This window comes from Euzebya tangerina, from assembly GCF_003074135.1.
Taxonomy (GTDB): Bacteria; Actinomycetota; Nitriliruptoria; order Euzebyales; family Euzebyaceae; genus Euzebya; species Euzebya tangerina.
In genome coordinates this window covers 3013899-3035709 of the sequence record NZ_PPDK01000001.1, presented here as the reverse complement: position 1 = coordinate 3035709, position 21811 = coordinate 3013899, and the positions used below count along the sequence as shown (strand labels likewise).

The following is a 21811-nucleotide window of genomic DNA, read 5'->3' as shown; positions in this document are numbered from 1 at the left end:
CGAGCGGGGTTGTCAGCCGGTGAGTGCACCACATTGGGCCAGCCTGGTTGCGAGATGGACCACCAGCAGTGGCCGCCGGAGTGGTCGGGCGGGCGCACGGCACACTGTTCGGCATGGTCCAACGCAGCGTCGACCGACAGCATCGACCCGTGCCCGACGGGCGGGGTGAGCCGTCCAGCAACCGGGTGAAGGTTCGCCGCGACACGACCTACCGGGGCCGCTACGACCGCGAGACGATCAACGCGATCCTGGACGCCACGCCGTTCTGTCACCTGGCCTACGTCCACGACGGCCACCCGGTGGTGATCCCCACGCTGCAGGTCCGGCTGGAGGACGATCTGTACCTGCACGCCTCCAGCGGGAGCCGCATCGGACTGGAGGCCGGTACGCCCTGGCCGATCTCGGTCAGCGTGACGCTGCTGGACGGGATCGTCGTCGCCCGCTCCGGCTTCCATCACTCCATCAACTACCGGTCGGTGGTGGTGCTGGGCGATGCCGCTCTGGTCACCGATCCGGCTGAGAAGCTGCGGGCACTGGACGCGACCGTCGATCACGTGCTGCCAGGCCGATCGGCGGAGGTCCGCCCGCCGACCGATCGTGAACTGATCGCCACGGCCGTGGCCCGCCTTCCCCTCGCGGAGTCCTCCGCCAAGCTCCGGCAGGGGCCTCCCAAGGACGAGCCCGAGGACATCGGTCTGCCCATCTGGGCCGGGGTGGTGCCGATGCGCACCGTGTTCGGACCCCCGGAGGACTCGCCCGACCTGCCGGACGGCGTACCGGTCCCACCCTCGGTCGACGGCCTGCTCGAGCAGACGTAGCGCCAGAGGTCAACGCGCCCGGAATGCCCATGAGGCCGCTGGCGTTTGCACCTCCGTCGGCCATATGATGAGGCCGTCAAAGTCGACTATCCGCTGGACCGGAACTGCCCGGCCGGCAGGAGAAAGCGAGAAGCGCGATGAGCGTGCATGCACCACCCCCCGCCACGGGGCGCCAGTACTCGATCCAGGACCTGCAGGGGTTCGCCGACCGGGGGGAGAAGTTCGCCATGTTGACGGCGTACGACTACACCTCCGCCCAGATGCTCGAGGACGCCGACATCCCGATCATCCTCGTCGGGGATTCGCTCGGCATGGTGATGCTGGGCTATGACTCCACGGTCCCCGTGACCATGGACGAGATGATCCATCACACCAAGGCGGTCCGTCGCGGCAACGGTAGAGCCGTCATCATCGGGGACATGCCGTTCGGCAGCTACCAGGGCGACCAGGACACGGCCGTCGCCAACGCCGTCCGGTTCCTGAAGGACGGGGGCGCCACCGGCGTGAAGCTCGAGGGGCCGCGCGTCGAGCTGACGCGTCGACTGGTCGACATGGGTGTGCCGGTCCTGGCGCATCTGGGCCTCACCCCCCAGAGCGTCAACCAGCTGGGCGGCTACAAGGTGCAGGGACGCGACGAGGAGACGGCACACCGGATGGTGACCGACGCCAAGGCGTTGGAGGCCGCCGGTGCGTTCGGCCTGGTGCTGGAGGCCGTGCCCTCGGCCGTGGGCAAAGACGTCACCGAAGCCCTTTCGATCCCCACGATCGGCATCGGCGCCGGTGGGGACACCACCGGGCAGGTGCTCGTCTTCCAGGACTTCCTGGGGATGACGAAGGGCCGCCTGCCACGCTTCGTCAAGCCCTACGCGAATCTGCGGGAGCAGGTCGTGGCGGCCGCGAAGACCTTCGCCTCGGAGGTGTCCTCGGGTGCCTACCCGGGCCCGGAGCACCAGTACTGAGCTAGCGAGTCCGGCTCTCCGGCGGCTCGGACGGCTGGTTGTCGACGTACGACCGAACCGCGCGACGGCCGGCCAGAACCAGCAGAAGACCGACGACCGCGCTACCCAGGACGAACACGCCGTAGGGCACATCACTCCACTGCGACTGTGACTCGGCGCTCGCATCGACCTGCTCCTCGGCCTGGAAGGGCTCGGAGGCGCCGGTGTAGGTGAAGGCGTAGCGCGAGGCCTGGTCGTCGCCGTCACCAGCGACGATGGCCCAGTCCACCAGGTACTGGCCATTGCCGGGCAGTTCGGCGTCCACCGCCAGCGCGATGATCCGGTCGCTGCGGAGTTCGGCGTCCCCCTCGGCGATGACGGTGTCCTCATCGGGGGCCAGCAATCGGATCGCGTGGGTTTCGTCCTCGGCCAGCGGCCCTTCGTACTCGAGCACGATCTCGGTGACCACGTCGACCTCACCGCCGATGGCCGGGGTCGCCGCGGCGAGGGAGGTGTGCGCCGTGGCCGGACCGGTCGTGGCTACCCCGAACACGACGGCCGTCAGGGCTACAGCGACGAGACTCGACGCGGCACGACCGAGGAGTCGGTACCCGCGCCCCGGTCGTGCCCCCCGTCGAGATTCGACGCTCAGCGGATGCCCCTACCCGAAGTCGGCGCAGAGGGCACGGTTGTCCGGGAGGTCCGCCGGGTGGATGACCAGCGAGCGGGCGCCATCGTCGACCACCATCTCATTGGTGGCCGTCATCATGCCCTCACCATCGGCGTCGCTGGTGAAGTTCAGGTGGATTTCGTTCGGCGGGACGTCGGAGCCATCCGGGTCGAACTTGAAGTGCGGACCGCCGTTCTCGTCGTCACACGACTGGGCGTGGATGTGGGCGACGTGCTCGGTGTCGGCGGGCAGACCCGAGGCGTACAGGGTCGCCGTGGTGCCGTCTTCGTTGGTGGCCAGGAACGCCTGGCCGGAGGAGCCGTCGTAACCCTCCGGAGCACTGTCGAGCACCGTGAAGTCCCCGCTGGAGAGTTGGGCGTCCGTCAGTTCGTCAGCCGGCGTGGCGTCCGGGTCACCCATGTCCATCCCCTCCATGTCGTGCCCGTCGTGCTCCCCCTCCTCCATGTCCATCTCGTCCATGGCCATCTCAGAGCCCTCGGCGTCCATGTCTTCCATGGCCTCGTCATCCATGGCCTCGTCATCCATGGCTTCGTCATCCATGGCTTCGTCATCCATGGCTTCGTCATCCATCGCCTCCTCGGTGGGTTCGACGGCGGCGCTGTCCTCGCCGCTGTCGTCATCGGCGGCGCAGGCGGCGGCCAGCATCATGAGCACCAGCAGCAGGGCTGCGGCTCGGATCGCGGTCATGGCGACGGATCTCCTTGTCGTCCGGCGGAGTTGACGTTCGGTCACAGGTGTCGTGCCTCGGGTGGCGAGAGTTCCCCGCGCCATCCCCACCGCTACCCTGGCGCGATGCCCCCCACGCCAGCTGTTCGGCTTGCGGGCGTGGTCAAACGATTCGGCGACCTGACCGCCCTGGACCACCTGGACCTCGAGGTCGCGCCCGGCTTGTGCTTCGGCCTGCTCGGACCCAACGGTGCCGGGAAGTCGACACTCATGTCGCTGCTGACCGGCGCTGCCGTCGCCACGGCTGGCACTGTGGAGGTCCTTGGTCTGCCCGTCCCGGCCTCGGCGCGCACCGCCAGGCGGCGAACGGGGCTGGTGCCCCAACTCGACAATCTCGACGGGGAGATCACCTGCCGGGACAACCTGGAGGTGTACGCCCGGCTCTACGGGGTCCCCCGGGCGCAGCGGCGGCAGGCCATCACCGAGAGCCTGGAGCTCGCCCGCCTCACCGAGAAGGCGGGCAACCACGTCGAGGAGCTCTCCGGCGGCATGCGACGACGGCTGCTGATCGCCCGCGGTCTGCTGCACCAACCTGATCTGGTCCTGATGGACGAGCCGACGGTCGGACTGGATCCGCAGATCAGACAGGATCTGTGGCAGACCATCCTGGACGTGCGGGCCCGCGGCGCGACGATCGTGCTGACCACCCACTACATCGAGGAGGCCGAACGCCTCTGCGACGAGGTGGCGGTCATCCATCGGGGCAGGCTGCTCGATCTGGGCTCACCAGCCGAGCTGATCAAGCGCCACGTCGGCACCGAGATCGTGGTGGAGATCCACGGCGAGGCGGAGCGCCGCGACCGGGTGGCGGCTCTCGTGAGCAGGCACGGGCTCGCAAGCCGGCCCGCCGGCACCAGCGTGGCGCTGTTCACCGACTCTGTGGAGCGCCTGGCCGACATCGGCGTGGCATCCGACGACATTCGGCACCGCACCCGTCGGCCGGCCAATCTCGAGGACGTGTTCGTGACCCTGACCGGAGACTCGTTGTGACGGCAACCACACCCGCCGGCACGGCGACGACTCGCCCGGAGCAGCGCTTCCGGCGCGACGCCGTCGGTGCCATCGTCATCCGCGAGTGGAAGGTGTTCAAGCGAGTCTGGCGCTCGCTGATGTTCGGCTCGGTGGTCGAACCGGTCGTCTACCTGCTGGCCTTCGGGTTCGGCTTCGGTGCGTTGGTGGCCGAAGTGGGTGGCATTCCCTATCTGGACTTCATGGCCACCGGGTCGGCCGGGATCGCCGTGTTGTTCACCGGGTTCTTCCCGGGCTTCATCAACGGCTACTTCCGGCGCAAGGAGAACCACCTCTACGACGGGGTCATGTCGACCCCGACCACCGTCGCGGAGATCGTGACGGGTGAGGCGGTCTGGACTGGCATCCGAACGGCCGGGGCCGCCGTGATCACCCTGGCCATCGCCGCCGTCTTCGGCGTGGATCTGCGCTGGTCCGTCGTCTTCGCCCCCGTCATCGGCTTCGTCGGGGGGTTCGGCTTCGCCTGCCTGGGAGCGGCCTTCGCCAGCAAGTTGCGCAGCACCCACCAGTTCGACTTCGTCATCTCCGGGGTGGTCGTCCCGATGTTCGTCGTGGCCGGCAGCTTCTTCCCGCTGGAGGACGCGCCGGCGTGGCTGCGCTACCCGGCGGCGGTCAACCCGCTGACCCACGTCGTCGACCTGTTCCGCGCCGCTGCCTTCGGCGTGGGTGATGCGACCAGCATCGCCATCAACCTGGCCGTCCTGGGCTTCAGCGTGGGATTGTCGTGGCTGCTGGCCGTCCGATGGCTGCGAAAGGCGCTGGTCAGCTGACCTTGCGGCGCGGTGGAAGTGGAGCGGCTCAGTGGATCCCGAGCGATCCCGTCGGCATGGAGGGCCTTGACAAGTCGTGGAGCGCCATCCGGTCGCGGAGATCGTCGACGGTTCTCGGGATCGCTGAGACGGGAGCCTGCGGTTCGCCGTCGATGGCTGCGATCCATGTAGCCATCGGCTTCATGCGGAACCACCCGTCCGGTCGAGTCGCCGCCGTCGCCTTCAGGTCGATCGCTCGTCGGCGGTTGCCCACTGCCCAGTGCAGACACGCAGCCATGCGTAGGCAGAACGTGACGTCGGCTACTTCCGGAGTCATGTGCGAGCGTTCGAACCTCGCCAGAGTCCGGGCAGTCTGGTCGACCGCCGTTGTGAGGTCACCAGTGGCGAATGCCACCTCAGCGAGATGGAGAGCGAGGATCGGGAGTTCCGGTCGACTCCACAGCTGCTCCTCGGTCTCGAGCGCCGAGGTGAAGGCGCTCCGAGCGTCATCGAACCGCCCCTCCGCGAGCGCCAGCCTCCCCCTGAACTCGTCGCAGTACAGAAAGCCCCTGGTCGAGTCCCACTGGGCGGCCGCAGCGTCAGCGACCGACAACCACTCGTGCGCTGCCGAGAAGTCACAGAGCATCGTCCACAGTCCGGTGAGCGCGAGGGCACTCAGTTGGATCGGCGAGGGCTCCTCGCTGCGCACAGCCAGTTCGAACAACGACTCCTGGTGCCTGACAGCGGCGGCGTGGTCACCCCGGTAGATGGCCATTTGGCCGAGGTTGTACTTGATCTCCCACAGATCCGGCCACAACTCGAAGCGCTCAGCGCCATCGAACGCTTCGACCAACAGGTCGGTCGCATGGTCCAGATCCTCGTCCTTCACGATCTCCGAGAGTCCGAACAGCGCTCGCACGCGACCCGGCGAGGCCACCGGGGAGGCTTCCAGCGCCACGTGGAGCGTCTCGAATGCCTCGGACTGAAGGTGGCGGCGCAGCCAGAACCAGGTCAGCGAGCCGGCCAGCATCTGGGCCCGACCGGGATCACGCCGCAGCCACCAATCCAAGGCCCGTCGAAGGTTCGGCCGGCTGACGTACAAGCGCTGGAGCCACTCGACCTCATCCGTCCCCCACACGCCCTCGAATCCAGCTTCGGCGACGGCGAGGAAGTGCTCGGCGTGGCGCTGCTCCAGCTCGTCCCGGACGGGTGAGTCGGCGAAGAGATCACGTGCGAACGCACGTACGGTCTCGAGCAGGGTGTAGCGGTTGGCATCGCCGCCCCGAACCATGACCAGCAAGGATGCCTCGTGCAGCCGCATGATCGAGTGGGTGATCGCCTCGACCCCGTCTCCCGCATCGGCACACACGGCGTGAGCATCATCGATGGCGAAGCCTCCCTCGAAGACCGCGAATCGGACGAGGGTGTCCCGCTCCGATGCTGACAGCAAGCCGTAGGACCACGCGACGGTGTCGCGCAGACTCGAGTGGCGATCAGGGCGATCGTGGCTGCGATTGACTATGGCATTCGGGCTGTCGGCGAGCAGGTTCAGGATCTGACCAGCCGTCACTGTTGAGGTCATCGCTGCTGCCAACTCGACCGCCAGCGGCAGGCCATCGAGCCGGCGACACACGGCTTCGATCGCCGAGAGATCCGCCTTCATCAGCGGTTCCTGGCCGGTTCGCGCCGCTCGGTCGATGAACAACTGGGCAGCCAGGCTGGGGGCCGAGGAGGAAGGATCGGCAGTCGGCAAGGGTTCCACCCGGAACAGATGCTCGGCTCGGAGCCGCAGCGGCTCTCGACTGGTGGCGAGCGTGCGTACGTGGGCTGCTCGGGCCATCACATCACGGGCGACGGACGCCGCGTCCTCCAGCACGTGCTCACAGTTGTCCAGGATCAGCACCAGTGACGATCTCTGGAGGTGGTCGAGCACCGCTTCTTGAAGTGAGCGGTTCGTCCCAGGTTCAACCAGGGGAAGGGTGGCCGCCAGTTCCCGCCAGATGCCGGTCTCCGACGTGGCTGGAATCAGGTCGACGAACCACGCCCCCTGCGCGAACGTCCGGTGCACCTCGAGACCCACCTCGGTGGCCAGGCGCGTCTTGCCCGTTCCTCCGGGCCCAACGAGTGTCGTCAAGCGATTGGTGCTCAGCAAGCCGACGACCTGGTTCACGTCGGCAGTCCGACCGATGAACGACGTGTCGTCGCCGTGCAGATTGTGATCCCGAGGCGTGGACTGCGTGGCTTGCTGCCCCACAAGCGTGGGATCCTGGTCGAGCAACCGTCTCTGGACCTCGTCGAGTGATGGGCCTGGGTTCACGCCGAGTTCCTCGCGCAGCCGGTTTCGGGTGCGACCGATCACCAGCAGCGCCTCCGCCTGACGTCCTTCAGCGGCCAGGACCATCGCAGCCAAGCCGACGAAGGTCTCCCGAAGCGCGCACGTCTCCAACCATGGCTCGACCGCCGACGCTACGCCTTCGAGACGCTGTGACTCGAGCCCCGCCCTCATCCGCATTTCGAGCGCGGTCAGCCGCAACTCGTCCAGCCGACGCGCCACCTGCGTCAGGACGGTGGAGTCGGCGACGTCCTCGAAGGCAGGGCCACGCCACAGGCCAAGTGCGGCGTCCAGCAGGTCACACGCACCGCCTGGATCGTGGTGCATCGCGAGCCGGGCAGCTTCGACCGCCCGCTCGAACCGAACCATGTCGACACTCTCGGGGGGAGTGTCCAGCCGATAGGCAGCACCCGTGTACTCGATCGGCTCGGCGATGATGCCTCGCAGACTCGAGACGTAGGTCTGGATGCACGCCCGAGGACGGGTCGGAGGCGCGTGGCCCCAGACGGCCTCGACGAGCGCGTCGGGAGATGCAGGCTGACCCACTCTGGCGATCAAGACGGCCAGCACACTTCGGTGCAAGCGCCCACCCAGCGAGGAACCACACAACCCGTTCCCGTACTCGACCGGACCCAGCACCCGGAACTGGGTGCGTGCAGTCATGTCACCTGGCTGTGCGATGTGGTGAACACTCACGATGCTGCCCCTCTGTGCCTCCCGTCCACTCTGGCAGATGGAGGTCGACGAACGCCAGGGGCCTACGTCACGAACGGGATGGCGTTCGCCGCAGTACTTGGCTCCTTGAGCGTTCCTTGAGTGGCCCCCGGCATGGTCCCTGCCATCGCCGCTCGACGAGCGGCAACCACGGAAGCGCAGCCTCTCAGGCTGCACGGGAAAGGGGAAAGACATGAAGCAAGCGAACACGATGCGGCGATCGTGGCTCAGATTGGCTCTCGTAGTGGCGCTGACGGTGGTGTTGACGCTCACCGTTGCTACAACTGCGGACGCCCGTGGAAAACTCGGCGCTGTGCGAGGCGCGACGGCGCAGTATCACCGGGTCGAGAACGCCATCGCAGACGGCTACGAGCTTGGCTACAACGGGATCATCACCGGCTGCATCGCCCATCCGACGGACGGAGCCATGGGGTATCACTACTTCCGGGCTGACCTCATCGACGACCCGGCAGTCGACCCGCTCCAGCCAGAGGGCCTCCTCTACGAGCAACGACCGAACGGGAAGCTGAGGCTCGTGGCCGTCGAGTGGGTCGTCCCGGGCCCAGTCCCGCCGGACCCGACACTCGACCCGCCGACGGTTCTGGGTGAGGACATGCACGTCCTCAACCCGGCGCTCGGCTGGTACATCCATCACGCCTGGGTGTGGAAGTACAACCCGTCAGGGATCTACTCGGACTGGAACCCCCGAGTGGACTGCCCTGAGCCCGAAGCACCTCCAGGCGACTGATCGAGCCCTGGCCGTACCAAAGCTCAAGCGTGACCCTGTCCTGGCCTCTGGCCGTCCGCTGGCTGCGAACGGCGCTGGTCAGGCAGGGTCGGCCAGGCGTCTGGCCAACTCGCCGAAGGTGCGCAGCGCGTCGGCCGTCCGCGGGCCGTGCCAGGTCAGGGCCTGTCCGTCGACGAACTCGGTCGGTCCAGGTCCGGCCAGCGCCGCCACCGCCTCCAGGTCCGCGGGGCCGAACTCATACGGCTCGCTGGGGAGGAGCACGACGTCCTGGCCGAAGACCAACCCCTCCTCCAGCCGGGGGTAGGGCTCATCGAAGCCGGAGAGGACGTTGCCGAACCCCGCCTGCCACAGCAGATCGTCGGCGTAGGTCTGCGCCCCCAGCCCCATCCAGGGCTTGCGCCACACCAGGGTGAGCGCCATGACCCGCTCCAGGTCCGCGGGCCAGGCAGCCTCGTCGATCGCGTCCTGGACGTCCTGCGCGAGCTGCGCACCCCGCTCCGCCGCGTCTGTCAGCTGACCCAGTCGCCTCAGCATGGGCGGGACGTCGCGGACGGCGCGAGGGTAGAACTCCTCCACGGCCAGCCCTGCCTCGCGCAGTTCGTCGAGGGAGGACGGCTTGTTCTCCTCGGTGTTGGCAAGGACGAGTTCGGGCTGCAGGGCCACGATGTCCGCCACCGCCGGGTTCTTGGTACCCCCGATCCTCACCGCGCCATCGGGTGCGCCACTGGTGCACCACTCGGTGACCCCCACGAGGTCCTCTGCGCTACCCAGCTGGGCGACGGCATCCGTGAGGCTTGGGACCAGGGAGACGATCCGCACGCCGGCTACTCCTCGCGCGTCCGGGTGAAGGTCCCACCTTCGACGGCGCGCGCCAAGACGAAGAGGTAGTCGCTCAGCCGGTTCAGGTACTGCAGCGGGCTCTCCTCCGGCAGCAGGTCGGCGCGCCGCATCGCCACGACGTAGCGCTCGGCCCGACGGCAGATCGTTCGTGCCAGGTCCAGGGCCGCACCAGCGCGCGAGCCGCCGGGGACCACGAACTCCTGGGGCAGGGGGAAGCGCACGAGCAAGCCGTCGATGCGCTCCTCCATCTCATCGATCATGGCCGGTGTCGCGAGTGACACGCCTTCGCTCAGCTTCTCCCAGTGATCGACGTGCGTGGCCAGTTGGGCCCCGACGACGAAGAGCTCACGCTGCACCTGCAGGACCCGGTCGTGCCACTCGGTGTCGATCAGCTCAGCCCGCGCCAGTCCCAGTGCGGACACGGTCTCGTCGACCGTTCCGTAGGCGCTGGTTCGCAGATCGTCCTTGTCGACCCGCCCGCCGTACAGCAGGCCGGTCGTCCCATCGTCCCCACGCTTGGTGTAGACCTTCATGGCCCCGAGGTTAGTCGCCCGACGTGCCTGCGGATAGCGTGCGGTGGGCATGACCGTCGTCCGCCGCCACACCGGGCCCGCGCCGCGCCATCCGGTGGCCGTGGTGCCCACCGACCCGTCCCGCCGTGGTGCGCTGGTTCGGGTGCGTGGCTGGGAGATCGCGGTAGCGGATCCGATCGCCCAGGTGGTCACCGCCGATGGGATGGCCGAGCGGGCCGAACAGTTGGGGTGGGCCGTCGAGCCCGATGCTCGACCGTCCGGACTGCCCTTCACCGACGGCCTGGTGGGCTTCATCACCGACGATCACGCGCCCGCGGCGATGGGCTTGCCACCGGTGGACGTCCGGCCCGGCCCGGCGCCGCTTCCCGACCTCTGGTTCGGTGAGTACGCCCACGCGGCTGCGCTCTCGCCCGACCGGGTGTGGTGGGTCGCGGGCCGCACGGAGCAGGACTGCCAGGCAGCCGCCGACATGATCGAGGAGGCGGCGGCCCGTCCGCGCCGGACCGAGCTGTCACGTCCGGCGGATCGTCCACTGCACGCCTGGCCCACGATCGACCGGACGGACCACGCGGCTGCCGTCCGCCAGATCCAGGACTGGATCCAGGCCGGGGACGTCTACCAGGTGAACCTGACCCTGCACGTGGCCGCCCCGTGGGAAGGAACCCCGCGGCAGCTGGCCTACAGCCTGTTCGGCGCCAACCCGCATGCCGAGCACGCCGCCTTCCTCCACGCCCCCGGTGCCACAGTCGCGTCGGTCTCTCCCGAGACCTTCCTGCGGATCGACGGCCGTGTGGCCAGGGTTCGGCCGATCAAGGGCACGCGGCGGCGCTCGACCGACCCGGCTCGCGATCAGGCGCTGGCCGAGCAGTTGGCCGGTGCCGTCAAGGACAGCGCCGAGCACGTCATGATCGTGGATCTCGAGCGCAACGACCTGGGCCGGATCAGTCGTGTCGGGACGGTCTCGGTGCCGCAGCTGATGGTGCTGGAGCCGCACCCGACGGTGTGGCACCTCACCTCCACGGTCGAGGGAACGATCCGTGACGACATCGACCTGGGCGGCGTCGTCGAGGCGCTGTTCCCCTGCGGCTCGGTGACGGGCGCGCCGAAGCACATGGCGGTGTCGAGGATCCGTGGACTGGAGCCGTGGCGTCGTGGCGTCTACTGCGGGGCGATCGGGGTGATCGGACAGGGCCTGGTGGACCTCTCGGTTGCGATCCGCACCACCGTCATGCACTCGGGACAGGCCTGGTACGGGACGGGCGGCGGGATCGTCGCCGACTCAGACCCGGACGGCGAGTGGGACGAGGCCATGGCGAAGGCGGCTGCCTTCTTCACGGCGACGGGAACGCTCCCGCCCGAGTGAGTCCGCCACCCGTCCCAGCCGTCGCTCTCAGTGCCACGCTCAGTGCGTGGAGTGCCAGTCGTAGCCACGCTCCGCCCAGTAGTCCTGGGGTCGCTCGTTCGCGAAGCGGATGCGGCCGATGCGCTTGAGCGACTTGATGCCGTAGTGCAAGGGCGTGACCAGCCGCAGCGGTGCGCCGTGCTCCGGTGGCAGGGCCGCCCCCTCCAAGCCGGACGCCAGCAGTGTCTGGGGGTGCATGGCCGATGTCATGTCCAGCCCGACCATGTACTCCCCGTCAGGCGTCTCCAGTGAGACGAACGCCGCGTCCGCCGCCTGCTCCTCGTACCGGCTGGTGATGAGGTCACCGAAGCGGATGCCGGTCCAGTGCGTGATGTTGGCCCAGCCCTCGATGCACTTGTGCTCGGTGATCTGGTCGAAGGTCGGGATGCCAGCGACTGCGTCGAAGCTCACGTCGTCGATGCTGAACTCGTCCAGCTGCTCACCCGCAACGCCCTCCACGGAGAGGGTCCAGCTGGCCGGGTCGAGTTCGGGATCGAGCCCGATGGTGCCGTTGACGCGCAGTTCGGTCGCCTGGGAGAGGGCGAACTCGGGTGCCAGGCCTCCCTCGTCGAACAGCGTCGACCAGACCGCGTCGTTCCACTCGAATCCGCTTCTCAGGAAGGCGGGGATGTTGCCGACCTCCTCCTGCCGCAGCAGGCTGCGCCAACCGAACCCGGCCAGTGCGACTATCCCGGCGGCACCGAGGAGGGACCGACGGGTCGTGCGGTTGCGTTCGGCCTTGGTGATGCGGACTGCGCCCTCGTTGCGGGAGGCCAGCAGCCGGGCGTCCCGAGCGGCCCGATGGTCGATGGGCTCGTCGCTCCCCGGTGCCTCCGGGTCGGCCTGGTCCGGTTCGGCGGTCTGGCTCGAGTCGGGGGCCGCGTCGTCCTGGTCGGTCTGTGGCAGGGGGAAGGCCGTCGGGAGCGTCCGCGCCCGCTCGGCCACTGTGCCCTCGTGTAGGAAACCCTCGACCTCGACATCATCCGAGTTGTCGTCTGAGACATCGTCAGGGAGCTCTTGGGAGGGGGTGTTCTCGTCGGTGCTCATCGGGCCAACTCCTCCTCGTCGTCGCTCGCGACGCCGTCCTCGTCGGTGCTGTCGGCTGCCGTGGCCGGTCGGTACTCGAAGCCGGAGATCATCGACCAGAAGTTGCCGACCCCGGCGCGGAGGACCTGGAGCAGGTGGATGACGAAGAAGGAGAAGAGGCCGATGGTGGTCCAGAAGTGGATCAGGCGGGACGTCTCGTAGCCGCCGAAGAGCGTGGTGAGCAGGTTCAGCTGCGTCGGCTTGTAGATCGCGAAGCCGGTCAGCACGATCAGCGCGCCCATCAGGATCACGCTGGAGTAGGCCAGTTTCTGCGCGGCGTTGTACTTGCCCTGGACGGGGGCTTCATCGGTCAGGTGCAGATCGTGAGCCACGACCTTGGTGCTGTCGGCGAAGTCGTAGCGATCCGGCACGATGTGCCGCCACTCCCCGGAGAAGGCCAGGTAGAGGATGTAGAGCAGCCCGTTGATGGCGAAGAACCACCCGAAGGTGAAGTGGAAGGCGATGCCGCGGGCCAGCCGCCGGCCCAGGCCGAGTGCGTCGTAGAAGGCCTCCGGGAAGAAGGCGAAGATCTCGGTGTCCCCGACCCCCAGCGCGAACTCGTCGTAGGCCCAGTAGATCCGCAGCCCCGACCAGATCATGATCGCGAGGATGGGGAAGTTGATCCAGTGCATCCAGCGAATCGCTCGCGGATGGGTCTCGACGGCAACCAGCTCAGCGTCTTCGGGTGGGTCGGCGGCGGTCTCGGGTGTGGTGGTCGCGGCGCTCATGCAGGGAGTCCTGACAATCTGGGGACGTGTTGATTACGCACAACTGACAGGGTCGGCCATCGAGTCCGACACGTGGGAGGCGTTAGATCTCCGTAAGAACTTCGCTCCCCCCGCTGGTCCGGGTCAGGAGAGGCCGGTGATCCGGACCCCGGATGTGGTCCGGTACCGCCGGTTGACCTCGATCAGAACCGCCGTCATGGCCTCCACGGTCGCGGCGTGGTCGAGGGACCCCACGGCGATCCCCCGGATCCCGTCGATGCGTTCGACCAGCTGGATCGTCTCAGCAACGGCGTCCTTGTCGTCGCCACTGACCAGCACGTCCTCGTCGAAGGTATGGTCCAGGCGCTTCAGGTTGACGGCGGAGAGGTTGTTGAATCCTGTCGTGACGCGCGCACCCGGCAGCAGCGCGGCGATCTGCGCCGCAGAGGATCCTTCCCCCACCGCGACGAGCCGTGGGCCTGCAGGCCCGAAGGCGAGGGGATTGACCACGGAGATGATCAGGTGCCCATTCACGGTCTCGGCCAGCGGGGTCAGGGTGGCGGCCACGCCGGCGTGCGGTAGGCAGACCAGGACCGTCCGGCAGTCCTGCATCACCGTCTGATTCGCGCCGCCGGTCACGGTCCCGGCGCCCTCGAGCGTGCTCGTCAGCTCGGCCGCGACGGCCTCCGCCTTGGCAGCCGTCCGGGAGCCGATCATCACCGACTCGCCCGCCACGGTGAGTCGTAGGGCAAGGCCCTGGCCCTGCGGTCCGGTCCCTCCGAGGATGCCGATCACTGACGGCAGCCTACCGGACTACCGCGGTTTGGGGACCGAGCCGCCCGGCGGCGGAGGTGGTGTGCCCACCGGAGGTGCCCCGCCACCGCGCGGTGACCCGCCGCGTCCGTTGGACGGTGGCCCGCCGGGCCCGACCCGCCCGTTGCCGTCACCGCTCGGTGTCTTCGGCGGTCTGCCGGCAGGGACACCGAGGCCGACGGGGGCGTGACCGTTCGACCCGCCCTGGGCGCTGGCCACCCGGACCTCGGAGGCCGAGCCGGTGAGCTGCTCCTGCAGATGGGGCGGCAGCCCCTCGCGCACGGCCTCCATCGCCTCGGCGCCGCTGATCGCCTCCTTCGCCACCAGCAACTCGGCCATCCGGTCCAGCCCCGGACGCAGCTCGGTGAACCGCTCCACCAGGTCCGCCAGGTTGGTGGCCAGGATGCGGTGGGCCTCGGCATCGATCTTGCGGGCGAACTCATCGGAGTAGTCGGCCCCGCGACCGAGCTCCTCCCCCAGGAACACCGGCCGGTCGTCGCCGTACCCGACCGGTCCGACCGCGTCGGTCATGCCGAAGTCCCGCACGATCGCCCGTGCCAGCTTGGTGGCCTGCAGCAGATCGTTGGAGGCGCCGGTGGTCGGCTGGCCCAGCGCCACGAGCTCGGCTGCGCGTCCGCCCAGCATCACCCGCAGTTTGGCCACCAGCCAGGACAGGGTGTGGATGTGCCGCTCGTCGACGGGCAGCTGGGTGGTGACCCCGAGCGCCATCCCGACCGGGAGGACCGTCACCTTGTAGACGGGGTCCGCCTCGGGCTCGAGGAAGGCTGCCAGCGCGTGTCCACCTTCGTGGTAGGCGACTGACTCCTTCTCCTCCTCCGACAGCGCCAGCGTGGAGCGCTCACGACCGATGGTCTGCCGCTCGCGGGCCCGCTCGAAGTCGTCCATCCGGATCTCGGGACTGCCTTCGCGCACGGCGATCAGCGCCGCTTCGTTCACCAGGTTCTTCAGGTCGGCACCCGCCATACCGGGGGTCCCCTGGGCCATGGTGCGCGGGTCGACATCGGCGGCGATGGGCTTGCCGCGCATGTGGATCTGCAGGATCTGCTCGCGCTCCTCCAGCGTCGGCAGCGGCACGACGATCTGCCGGTCGAACCGTCCGGGTCGCGTCAGTGCGTTGTCGAGCACGTCCGGCCGGTTGGTGGCCGCCATGATCACCACGCCGGTCGAGCCCTCGAACCCGTCGATCTCGCCCAGCATCTGGTTGAGCGTCTGCTCGCGCTCGTCGTGGCCCCCGCCGAGCCCGGCACCACGCTTGCGGCCGATCGAGTCCAGCTCGTCGATGAAGATGATGGAGGGCGCGTTCTCGCGAGCGGTCTTGAACAGGTCCCGGACCCGGCTCGCCCCCACCCCGACGAACATCTCCATGAAGTCAGAACCGGTCACGGAGATGAACGGAACACCCGCTTCACCGGCCACGGCCCGCGCCAGCAGCGTCTTCCCGGTTCCCGGCGGGCCGACCATCAGCATGCCCTTGGGCACCTCGGCGCCGGCCTGGCGGAACTTGGACGGATCGCGGAGGAACTGCACGACCTCCTTGATCTCCTCCTTGACCTCCTTGTAGCCGGCGATGTCGTTGAAGGTCGTCGACGGCTCGTCGGTCTTGTGGATCTTCGCCTGGGACTTGCCGATCTGACCGAGCCCGCCCATCTGGCCGCGAGCCTGCCGGTTGAGGAAGTAGATGAACCCGCCGAACAGCAGCAGCGGGAACAGCAGGGGCAGGATGAACCCGAGCACGCCGCCATCGTCGGCGCGTGCCTCGATCGTCACGTCGTTGGCGTCGAGGAAGGACTCGATGCCGTCCGTCCCGACGACGGTCTCGACCGGCAGGAAGGAGCTGAAGGTGCTCGCCTCGCCCTCCTCGGTCGACCCCTCGACGTACTCACCGGTGATGCTCTGTCCCGTGAACACGATCGACTCGACACGCCCATCGGTCACAGCCTCGCGGAACTGGGTGTAGGTCAGCTCGTCACCCGTGTTGGTCGTGCCGAGCCCGCTGAACAGGATGAACAGCAGGGCCATGACCGCGACGATGGTCAGCAGACGACTACGCGAGGACGTGTTCACACCTCCCAGACTCGCTGCAAACCGGTGGTCTTGCCACTTGTGCTGCTGACCAGCGGCGGCCTTCGAACCTCGTCTGGAGGTCCTCGGATACGCTCGCGGACGTCATGAGCCCCCCGCAGACCGGCACGTCCCACTTCCCCGATCACATCAGGCGCGGCTCAGAGGTGGTGGTCGACGTGGCGATCGTGGGCTCGGGCATCGCCGGACTGGTGACCGCACTGGACCTGCTGGACGCCCGCCCGGATGTCACGGTCGTCCTGATCGACAAGGGTGCCGTCGGCGAGTCCGGGTCAACGCCGTTGGCGCAGGGCGGCCTGGCGGCGGCCGTCGGCCACGACGACTCGCCCAACCTCCACGCGGCGGACACCGAACGGGCCGGCGACGGCCACTGCAACCCACGGTCGGTCGCCGTCATGGCGGCCGAGACCCCCGACCGGGTCGCTGACCTCCGCGCCAGGGGGGCCGTCTTCGACACCGAGTCCGACGGCGACCTGGCGCTGGCCCGCGAAGGAGGCCAGACGGTCGGCCGGTCGGTCCGAGCCGCGGATGCCACCGGAGCAGAGATCTTCCGGTCGCTGCGGACCGCTGCGGTGGAGGTCGCCGAGCGGGAGGGTCGCCTGATCCGCCTCCAGGGCATGGCCGCCTCGCTGGCGACGGGTTCAGCGCCCGATGCGCCCGTCACCGGGGTTTGGATGCTGCTCGATGACATCGACGGCGGCCACGCCACCCCCGCCCAGGACCCCGGGCTGATCCTGGTTCGGGCCAAGGCCGTGATGTTGGCAACCGGCGGGTGCGGCGGGCTGTACGCCGCGACCACCAACCGCGACGGTGCCACCGGCGACGCGCTCGCCATGGCCGGACGGGTGGGCGCCGCGCTGCACGACATCGAGTTCGTCCAGTTCCACCCGACGGGGCTCAAGGCGCCCGGCAAGACCTCCTTCCAGCGCTTCCTGCTGACGGAGGCACTTCGCGGTGCCGGCGCCCACCTGCTCGACGCCGAGGGCAACCGGTTCATGCCCTCCCGGCACCCAGATGCCGAACTGGCGCCACGGCACGTCGTGGCCAAGGCCATCCTGGACCAACCCGGCGGGGCGTGGCTGGACGCCAGGATGATCGAGCCCCACCAGATGAAGGAGGAGTTCCCGACGGTCCTCGACGGTGCCCAGCGGTTCGGCTTCGACCTGTTGGCCGAGCCGGTCCCGGTCGAGCCCTGCGAGCACTACATGATCGGCGGCGTGGCCACGGATCTGTGGGGCCGGACCTCCGTGCCGGGGCTCTACGCCGCCGGTGAGGTGGCGTCCTCGGGGGTGCACGGGGCCAACCGGATGGCTGGCAACAGCCTGGCGCAGTCGTGTGTGTTCGCGCACCGCGCGGCCACGGACATGGCCCGCTCCCTGCCGGAGGAGCATGCCGCCGGCGACCCGGACCAGCCGACCTTCGCCTCCGCCGACCGGCGTCCCTATCTGCGTTGGGTCCGCTCTGACCTTCGGAAGTCGATGAGCGCCGGCGCGGGCGCGATCCGCGACGCCGCAGGTCTGGCCGCGACCCGGCAGACCCTGCAGAACATCAGCAAGACGGTGACCAGTGCCTGGGGTGGTCCACGCCCACCGCTGCAGCGCGACGCCCTGGAAGTGGCCAACATGCTGGTCGCCGCCAATGCGATCGTCGAGGCGGCGGCGCGCCGTCAGGAGTCACGCGGGTCCCACTTCCGCACCGACTACCCCGACCCCGACCCGGGCTGGGCCGGCCGCCGGCAGCGGGTGCGGCTCACCGGCTCGATGCCGTAGCTCGGGCAGCCGATCGAGAATCCCACCGGCTCGGAGATCGGCGACTCGGCCCGAGCGACCAGGGGCACGACACCCGCTCACCTGCCCGCTTGAACGGGGAAAATCCCTCAGTCTCCCGCGCCCAGGCACTAGCGTGGAGCCATGCCTCAGCCAACCGATGCTCTTGACTTCAGGCGCGCCCACGAAAGCGTCATCCTGGACGCCCTCGCCGTTGGGCACCCCCTCGCCCTGGCGGAGGCCTACCACCGCGCCGTGCCCGCGGCCCACGCCGTCGCCAGACGCCTGATGAGCGGAGCGGACGCCGTCGAGGCGCTGTTGCTGAAGGTCTTCGGCAGCCTGTGGACCGACCCGCCGACCTCCGGACCGCTGGAGGGGTGGGTCCGCCGTCAGACCTGGGCAATGGGCGTGGAGAGTCTACGGGAGAGCGGCACCGCGCCGGCCTCGCCGTCCGCCGCCGGCCTGTTGCCCGACCTGCCCGCCCCCGACGTCCGCTTCCTGGACGCCGCCGAGCGAGCCATCGCCGAGTTGGCCGAGGATGAGCGCCGCGCCCTGCTCCTGGCCCACGACAAGGGTGTGCCGACGACCGGACAGGAGCCCGGGTCGGCCGACGCCCTCACGCGAGCGCTGATGGCGCTGGCGGGGCCGGAGAACTCCACCGGCGACCGCGCTGCGCTGCACGAGGACGGCTGCGACGATCTGGACAAGATCGGTGATTGGTGCCTGGGCGTCGCCTCGGCACGTGAGCACGCCGATGTGGCGACCGCCATCGAGGAGCGTCCCGGCTGTGCGGCCAAGTCGCGGGCCACGCGCCGCGGCCGACGGCGCATCGAGGGTCTTCCGGCAACGCCGGACATGGGGCAGCGCATCCTGGTCACCGTCCTCAGTTCCCAGCCGGGCCAGCTTCCAGCAACCGCGCCCCCGGCGGTCGCTGGTGCGGACACCTCCCCCGAGGCCGGCGAGACGGCGGCTGATCCGGCCGGCCCCGTGACCGAGATCGCCGAGCCCTCGAGTGTCGTCGCGGACTCCGGTGACGGCGCGGCCGATGCCCAGGGCGCCAGCCACCCGGCAGAGGACCCCACGGTCGCCGAACCACCGGGCGATGCCGAGGCCGACGATCTCCTGACCGATGACCGCTCAGCCGACGACGAGGCCGACCCGGATCTTGCCGCCGACAGTCTCGCGGCCGAGGCGGCCGCGGTGACCGGCCCGGAGGACAGTGATCCCTTCGACGCCCTCGGTGCCACGGGCCCGCTTCCGGCCTTGGACGATCACGGCGCTGATGCCACGCCCGAGCCGTCCGCCGTTACCGGCGACGATCCCTTCAGGCCAGCGGATGCCGGCGCCGATGACGCGGCCACGGCCCCCGCCGCGACGACGGAGCTGACCGAGGAGGAGCTGGTCGCGGCCGGCTTCGGCGATGAGATCGGCGCCGACGACCGCGGGCTGTTCACCGAGGCCCCGGCAGATGCACGGGCAGATGACAGCGAGGACCTGTTCGCCGAGACCGACGACGATGCTGGCGATTGGCGGCCCGACCCGGGTTCGACGGCAGAGCTCCGGCTGTCCGACATCCTGGCCGAGGGTGAGGAGGACGACCCGTTCGCCGAACTCGACGACGCGGAGCCGACGACGCCGGGTGGTGATCCGTACGCGGCCCTCGGGACGCTGGAGGGCACCTCAGACGAGGGACCGGCGTTTGCCCAGCCGGAGAGCGGGACCATCGACGTCGACGAGTACGACGAGTATGGGGGCTACGTCGAGGGTGAGGACCCGGTCATCGATGCCACCCGTGGCGGACCATCTGCGCTGACCACCTGGGTGCTCCCGGCCATCGTCGGGATCGCGGGCGGACTCATCGTGGCCATCCTCGTGCTCGGCCTGCCGTAGGAGCGTCCCCTCGTCGGTTGGCGCTCAGGTCGGATCGGACCCGACCAGCGCGAGGAGCGTTGGCCCGAGCCGGTACCGCTGGTCCCCCGGCCCGCGGACCAGCCAGCAACGGTCCGACAGCGTGTCGAGCAGGCGCGCGATGACGGCCCGGTCCAGACCGGTGAAACGGGACAGCTCCGCAACCGTGGCGCCGTCTCCGGCAGCCGCAATGGCTTCCACGACTCGGATGCCGCGGTCCAGCGTCCGCGACGCTGGCGGCCCCTGTTCCATCTGTTGTCCTCCCGGACTCCACGCTGCCGTCAGCAGCGCCCTCGGCCCGACCGGCAGGACGCCAGGCAGGCCACTACCCTGAGCGCCTCGCAACGATAACCACACGCCACAGCCGGGTCCAACGCGACGGCGTGCAACCTCAGGAGCAACCACGTGACCACGTACTCCAAGCGGTACTCCAACCTCGGACTGCCCCGCTTCGATGACGAAGAGGAGACGCCGGGCCAGGAAGACGCCGGTGCCATTGCGGCGGCACTGCAGCAGAACCCGTTCCGCAAGCTCTACGACAACCGGGTGCTGTACCTCCGTGGAGCCATCGAGGAGACCAAGGCCGACGAGATCGTCGCCCAGCTGCTCGCGCTTGGTGCCGAGTCCGACGACGACATCACGATGTACATCAACTCGCCGGGTGGCGTGATCAGCGGCATGTTCGCGATGTATGACGTCATGAACCTGATCTCGGCGAAGGTCAACACGGTGTGCGTCGGGATGGCGGCCTCCGCCGGCGCGTTCCTGCTGGCCACGGGTACCGGTACCCGGTCAGCAACCCCCAACGCGCGGGTGATGATCCACCAGCCGCTGGGCGGTGCCCGCGGTCAGGCCTCCGACATCCAGATCCAGGCCCAGCAGATGACGTTCCTGCGGGAACGCATCAACGAGATCCTGGCTGAGCGGTCCGGAAAGCCACTGGAGCAGGTCGCCAAGGACACGCTGCGTGACTTCTGGCTCAGCGCCGAGGAGGCTGTGGAGTACGGCCTAATCGATGAGGTCCGCACCACCGGCGGCCTCTGAGCCTGTCAGAGATCAGCGCTGGCACCGCGGGCAGTACGTGGTGCCTCGACCCCCGACGACGGTCTTTCGCATCGGCGTGCCGCAGCGGGGACACGGACGGTCCTCCTGACCGTAGGCCACCAGGTAGTCGGCGTTGCGTCCTGACTCGCCGTTGACCATCTGGTAGTCGCTGAAGGTCGTGCCCTCGCGCTCGACGGACTCGGCCAGCACATCGACGATGGCTTGGTGCAGTCGGTTGGCGCGGGCTCGACCCACGCGCCGGGACGTCGGGTGGATCCGGGCACGCCACAGCGCCTCGTCGGCGTAGATGTTGCCGACTCCGGCCACGGGGCGCTGGGACAGCAGGAAGGGCTTGACCTGCTGGCCGGTCTGGTGCAGCGCGGCAGCGAAGTCGGCTCGGTCGAAGGCGTCGGACAGTGGCTCGGGGCCGAGTGATGCCAATGTCGGCAACTCGTCGTACACGCCCTCCGGAACCACGGCGAGGGTGCCGAAGCGGCGGACGTCGCGGAAGTCCAGATGGGCCTGGCGTCCCTCCCGTGTCGTCACCGCGAAGGTGGCCCGGACGTAGTCGTCGCCGTCCCAGCCGTCCTCGCCGCGCCAGCGAAGCACGCCCGTCATGCCCAGGTGCAGGATCAACTGCAGACCCGCCTCCTGATGCGGCGCACCGAGATCCGCGATCAGGTACTTGCCGCGCCGGACGAGGTCGTGGACCGTGGTCTGCGCCGCCTCCGCCGGGCGGATGTAGCGCGGCATCTTCGGGTCGGCCCACACCGCGTCGATGCGGCAGCCAACGAGACGGGGGGCCAGCTGCCGACGGACGCTCTCAACCTCTGGCAGTTCCGGCATGGGCAACATTGTCTAGTT

20 protein-coding genes are annotated in these 21811 nt (G+C 69.0%); 9 read left to right on the top strand and 11 right to left on the bottom strand.

Annotation, left to right across the window (positions count from 1 at the left end; translation table 11 throughout):
• Window positions 1-113: 113 nt before the first annotated feature.
• Together C1746_RS14105 and panB are read left to right on the top strand one after the other, a co-directional pair.
• Entirely contained in the window at window positions 114-818 is a 705-nt protein-coding gene (locus C1746_RS14105; RefSeq protein WP_116715727.1) for a pyridoxamine 5'-phosphate oxidase family protein, read from the top strand.
• A 137-nt stretch (window positions 819-955) separates the two neighbouring features.
• Entirely contained in the window at window positions 956-1777 is an 822-nt protein-coding gene (panB, locus tag C1746_RS14100; RefSeq protein WP_116715179.1) for a 3-methyl-2-oxobutanoate hydroxymethyltransferase, read from the top strand.
• Between the two features lies 1 nt (window position 1778).
• On the opposite strand, the gene C1746_RS14095 is transcribed toward panB, so the two are convergent.
• Window positions 1779-2309 carry a copper resistance CopC family protein gene (locus tag C1746_RS14095; RefSeq protein WP_162867754.1) on the bottom strand — a complete coding sequence of 177 codons (531 nt, stop codon included), beginning with the start codon at window positions 2307-2309 and terminating at the stop codon, window positions 1779-1781.
• Window positions 2310-2417: 108 nt separating this feature from the next.
• Window positions 2418-3134, bottom strand: a complete 717-nt coding sequence (locus C1746_RS14090; RefSeq protein ID WP_116715177.1) for a superoxide dismutase family protein — start codon at window positions 3132-3134, stop codon at window positions 2418-2420.
• Window positions 3135-3239: 105 nt separating this feature from the next.
• Between C1746_RS14090 and C1746_RS14085 the strand changes: the two genes are divergently transcribed.
• Together C1746_RS14085 and C1746_RS14080 are read left to right on the top strand one after the other, a co-directional pair.
• On the top strand, window positions 3240-4163 hold the full coding sequence (locus C1746_RS14085; RefSeq protein WP_116715176.1) for an ABC transporter ATP-binding protein: 924 nt from the start codon (window positions 3240-3242) through the stop codon (window positions 4161-4163).
• Window positions 4160-4972, top strand: a complete 813-nt coding sequence (locus tag C1746_RS14080) for an ABC transporter permease (protein ID WP_162867753.1) — start codon at window positions 4160-4162, stop codon at window positions 4970-4972. Before C1746_RS14085 ends, C1746_RS14080 begins: the two co-directional genes overlap by 4 nt.
• Window positions 4973-5000: 28 nt before the next feature.
• On the opposite strand, the gene C1746_RS14075 is transcribed toward C1746_RS14080, so the two are convergent.
• The gene (locus C1746_RS14075; protein ID WP_162867752.1) at window positions 5001-7946 is read right to left on the bottom strand and encodes an ATP-binding protein; all 2946 of its coding nucleotides are present in this window, start codon (window positions 7944-7946) and stop codon (window positions 5001-5003) included.
• 244 nt (window positions 7947-8190) lie between these two features.
• Here C1746_RS14075 and C1746_RS14070 point away from each other — a divergent pair, with 244 nt between their 5' ends.
• Window positions 8191-8745: a hypothetical protein gene (locus C1746_RS14070; protein WP_162867751.1), complete on the top strand. Its 555-nt coding sequence runs from the start codon at window positions 8191-8193 to the stop codon at window positions 8743-8745.
• Between the two features lie 78 nt (window positions 8746-8823).
• Here the strand turns inward: C1746_RS14070 and C1746_RS14065 are convergent, their stop codons facing one another.
• Window positions 8824-9564 (bottom strand): helical backbone metal receptor, encoded by a 741-nt coding sequence (locus C1746_RS14065; protein WP_116715172.1) that lies wholly within the window; start codon window positions 9562-9564, stop codon window positions 8824-8826.
• Window positions 9565-9569: 5 nt separating this feature from the next.
• A complete protein-coding gene (locus C1746_RS14060; protein WP_116715171.1) occupies window positions 9570-10118 on the bottom strand; it encodes a cob(I)yrinic acid a,c-diamide adenosyltransferase in 549 nt (182 codons plus the stop codon).
• 49 nt (window positions 10119-10167) lie between these two features.
• On the opposite strand from C1746_RS14060, the gene C1746_RS14055 reads away from it, so the two are divergent.
• Entirely contained in the window at window positions 10168-11481 is a 1314-nt protein-coding gene (locus C1746_RS14055) for an anthranilate synthase component I family protein (protein ID WP_116715170.1), read from the top strand.
• 39 nt (window positions 11482-11520) lie between these two features.
• Here the strand turns inward: C1746_RS14055 and C1746_RS14050 are convergent, their stop codons facing one another.
• The 4 genes from C1746_RS14050 to ftsH form a co-directional block, all read right to left on the bottom strand.
• Entirely contained in the window at window positions 11521-12567 is a 1047-nt protein-coding gene (locus C1746_RS14050) for a molybdopterin-dependent oxidoreductase (protein ID WP_116715169.1), read from the bottom strand.
• Entirely contained in the window at window positions 12564-13334 is a 771-nt protein-coding gene (locus C1746_RS14045) for a cytochrome b/b6 domain-containing protein (RefSeq protein WP_116715168.1), read from the bottom strand. Before C1746_RS14045 ends, C1746_RS14050 begins: the two co-directional genes overlap by 4 nt.
• 123 nt (window positions 13335-13457) lie before the next feature.
• Window positions 13458-14108: an NADPH-dependent F420 reductase gene (npdG, locus tag C1746_RS14040; protein WP_162867750.1), complete on the bottom strand. Its 651-nt coding sequence runs from the start codon at window positions 14106-14108 to the stop codon at window positions 13458-13460.
• Between the two features lie 18 nt (window positions 14109-14126).
• Entirely contained in the window at window positions 14127-16211 is a 2085-nt protein-coding gene (gene ftsH, locus C1746_RS14035; protein WP_205711856.1) for an ATP-dependent zinc metalloprotease FtsH, read from the bottom strand.
• A 104-nt stretch (window positions 16212-16315) separates the two neighbouring features.
• On the opposite strand from ftsH, the gene C1746_RS14030 reads away from it, so the two are divergent.
• Both C1746_RS14030 and C1746_RS14025 read left to right on the top strand, forming a co-directional pair.
• The gene (locus C1746_RS14030) at window positions 16316-17998 is read left to right on the top strand and encodes an L-aspartate oxidase (RefSeq protein ID WP_116715165.1); all 1683 of its coding nucleotides are present in this window, start codon (window positions 16316-16318) and stop codon (window positions 17996-17998) included.
• Between the two features lie 141 nt (window positions 17999-18139).
• On the top strand, window positions 18140-19885 hold the full coding sequence (locus C1746_RS14025; RefSeq protein ID WP_116715164.1) for an RNA polymerase sigma factor: 1746 nt from the start codon (window positions 18140-18142) through the stop codon (window positions 19883-19885).
• Window positions 19886-19909: 24 nt separating this feature from the next.
• Here C1746_RS14025 and C1746_RS14020 read toward each other — a convergent pair whose 3' ends face one another.
• On the bottom strand, window positions 19910-20155 hold the full coding sequence (locus C1746_RS14020) for a helix-turn-helix domain-containing protein (protein WP_116715163.1): 246 nt from the start codon (window positions 20153-20155) through the stop codon (window positions 19910-19912).
• A 243-nt stretch (window positions 20156-20398) separates the two neighbouring features.
• On the opposite strand from C1746_RS14020, the gene C1746_RS14015 reads away from it, so the two are divergent.
• Window positions 20399-20947: a ClpP family protease gene (locus C1746_RS14015; protein WP_116715726.1), complete on the top strand. Its 549-nt coding sequence runs from the start codon at window positions 20399-20401 to the stop codon at window positions 20945-20947.
• Between the two features lie 12 nt (window positions 20948-20959).
• Here the strand turns inward: C1746_RS14015 and mutM are convergent, their stop codons facing one another.
• Window positions 20960-21793, bottom strand: a complete 834-nt coding sequence (gene mutM, locus C1746_RS14010) for a bifunctional DNA-formamidopyrimidine glycosylase/DNA-(apurinic or apyrimidinic site) lyase (protein WP_116715162.1) — start codon at window positions 21791-21793, stop codon at window positions 20960-20962.
• Window positions 21794-21811: the final 18 nt, after the last annotated feature.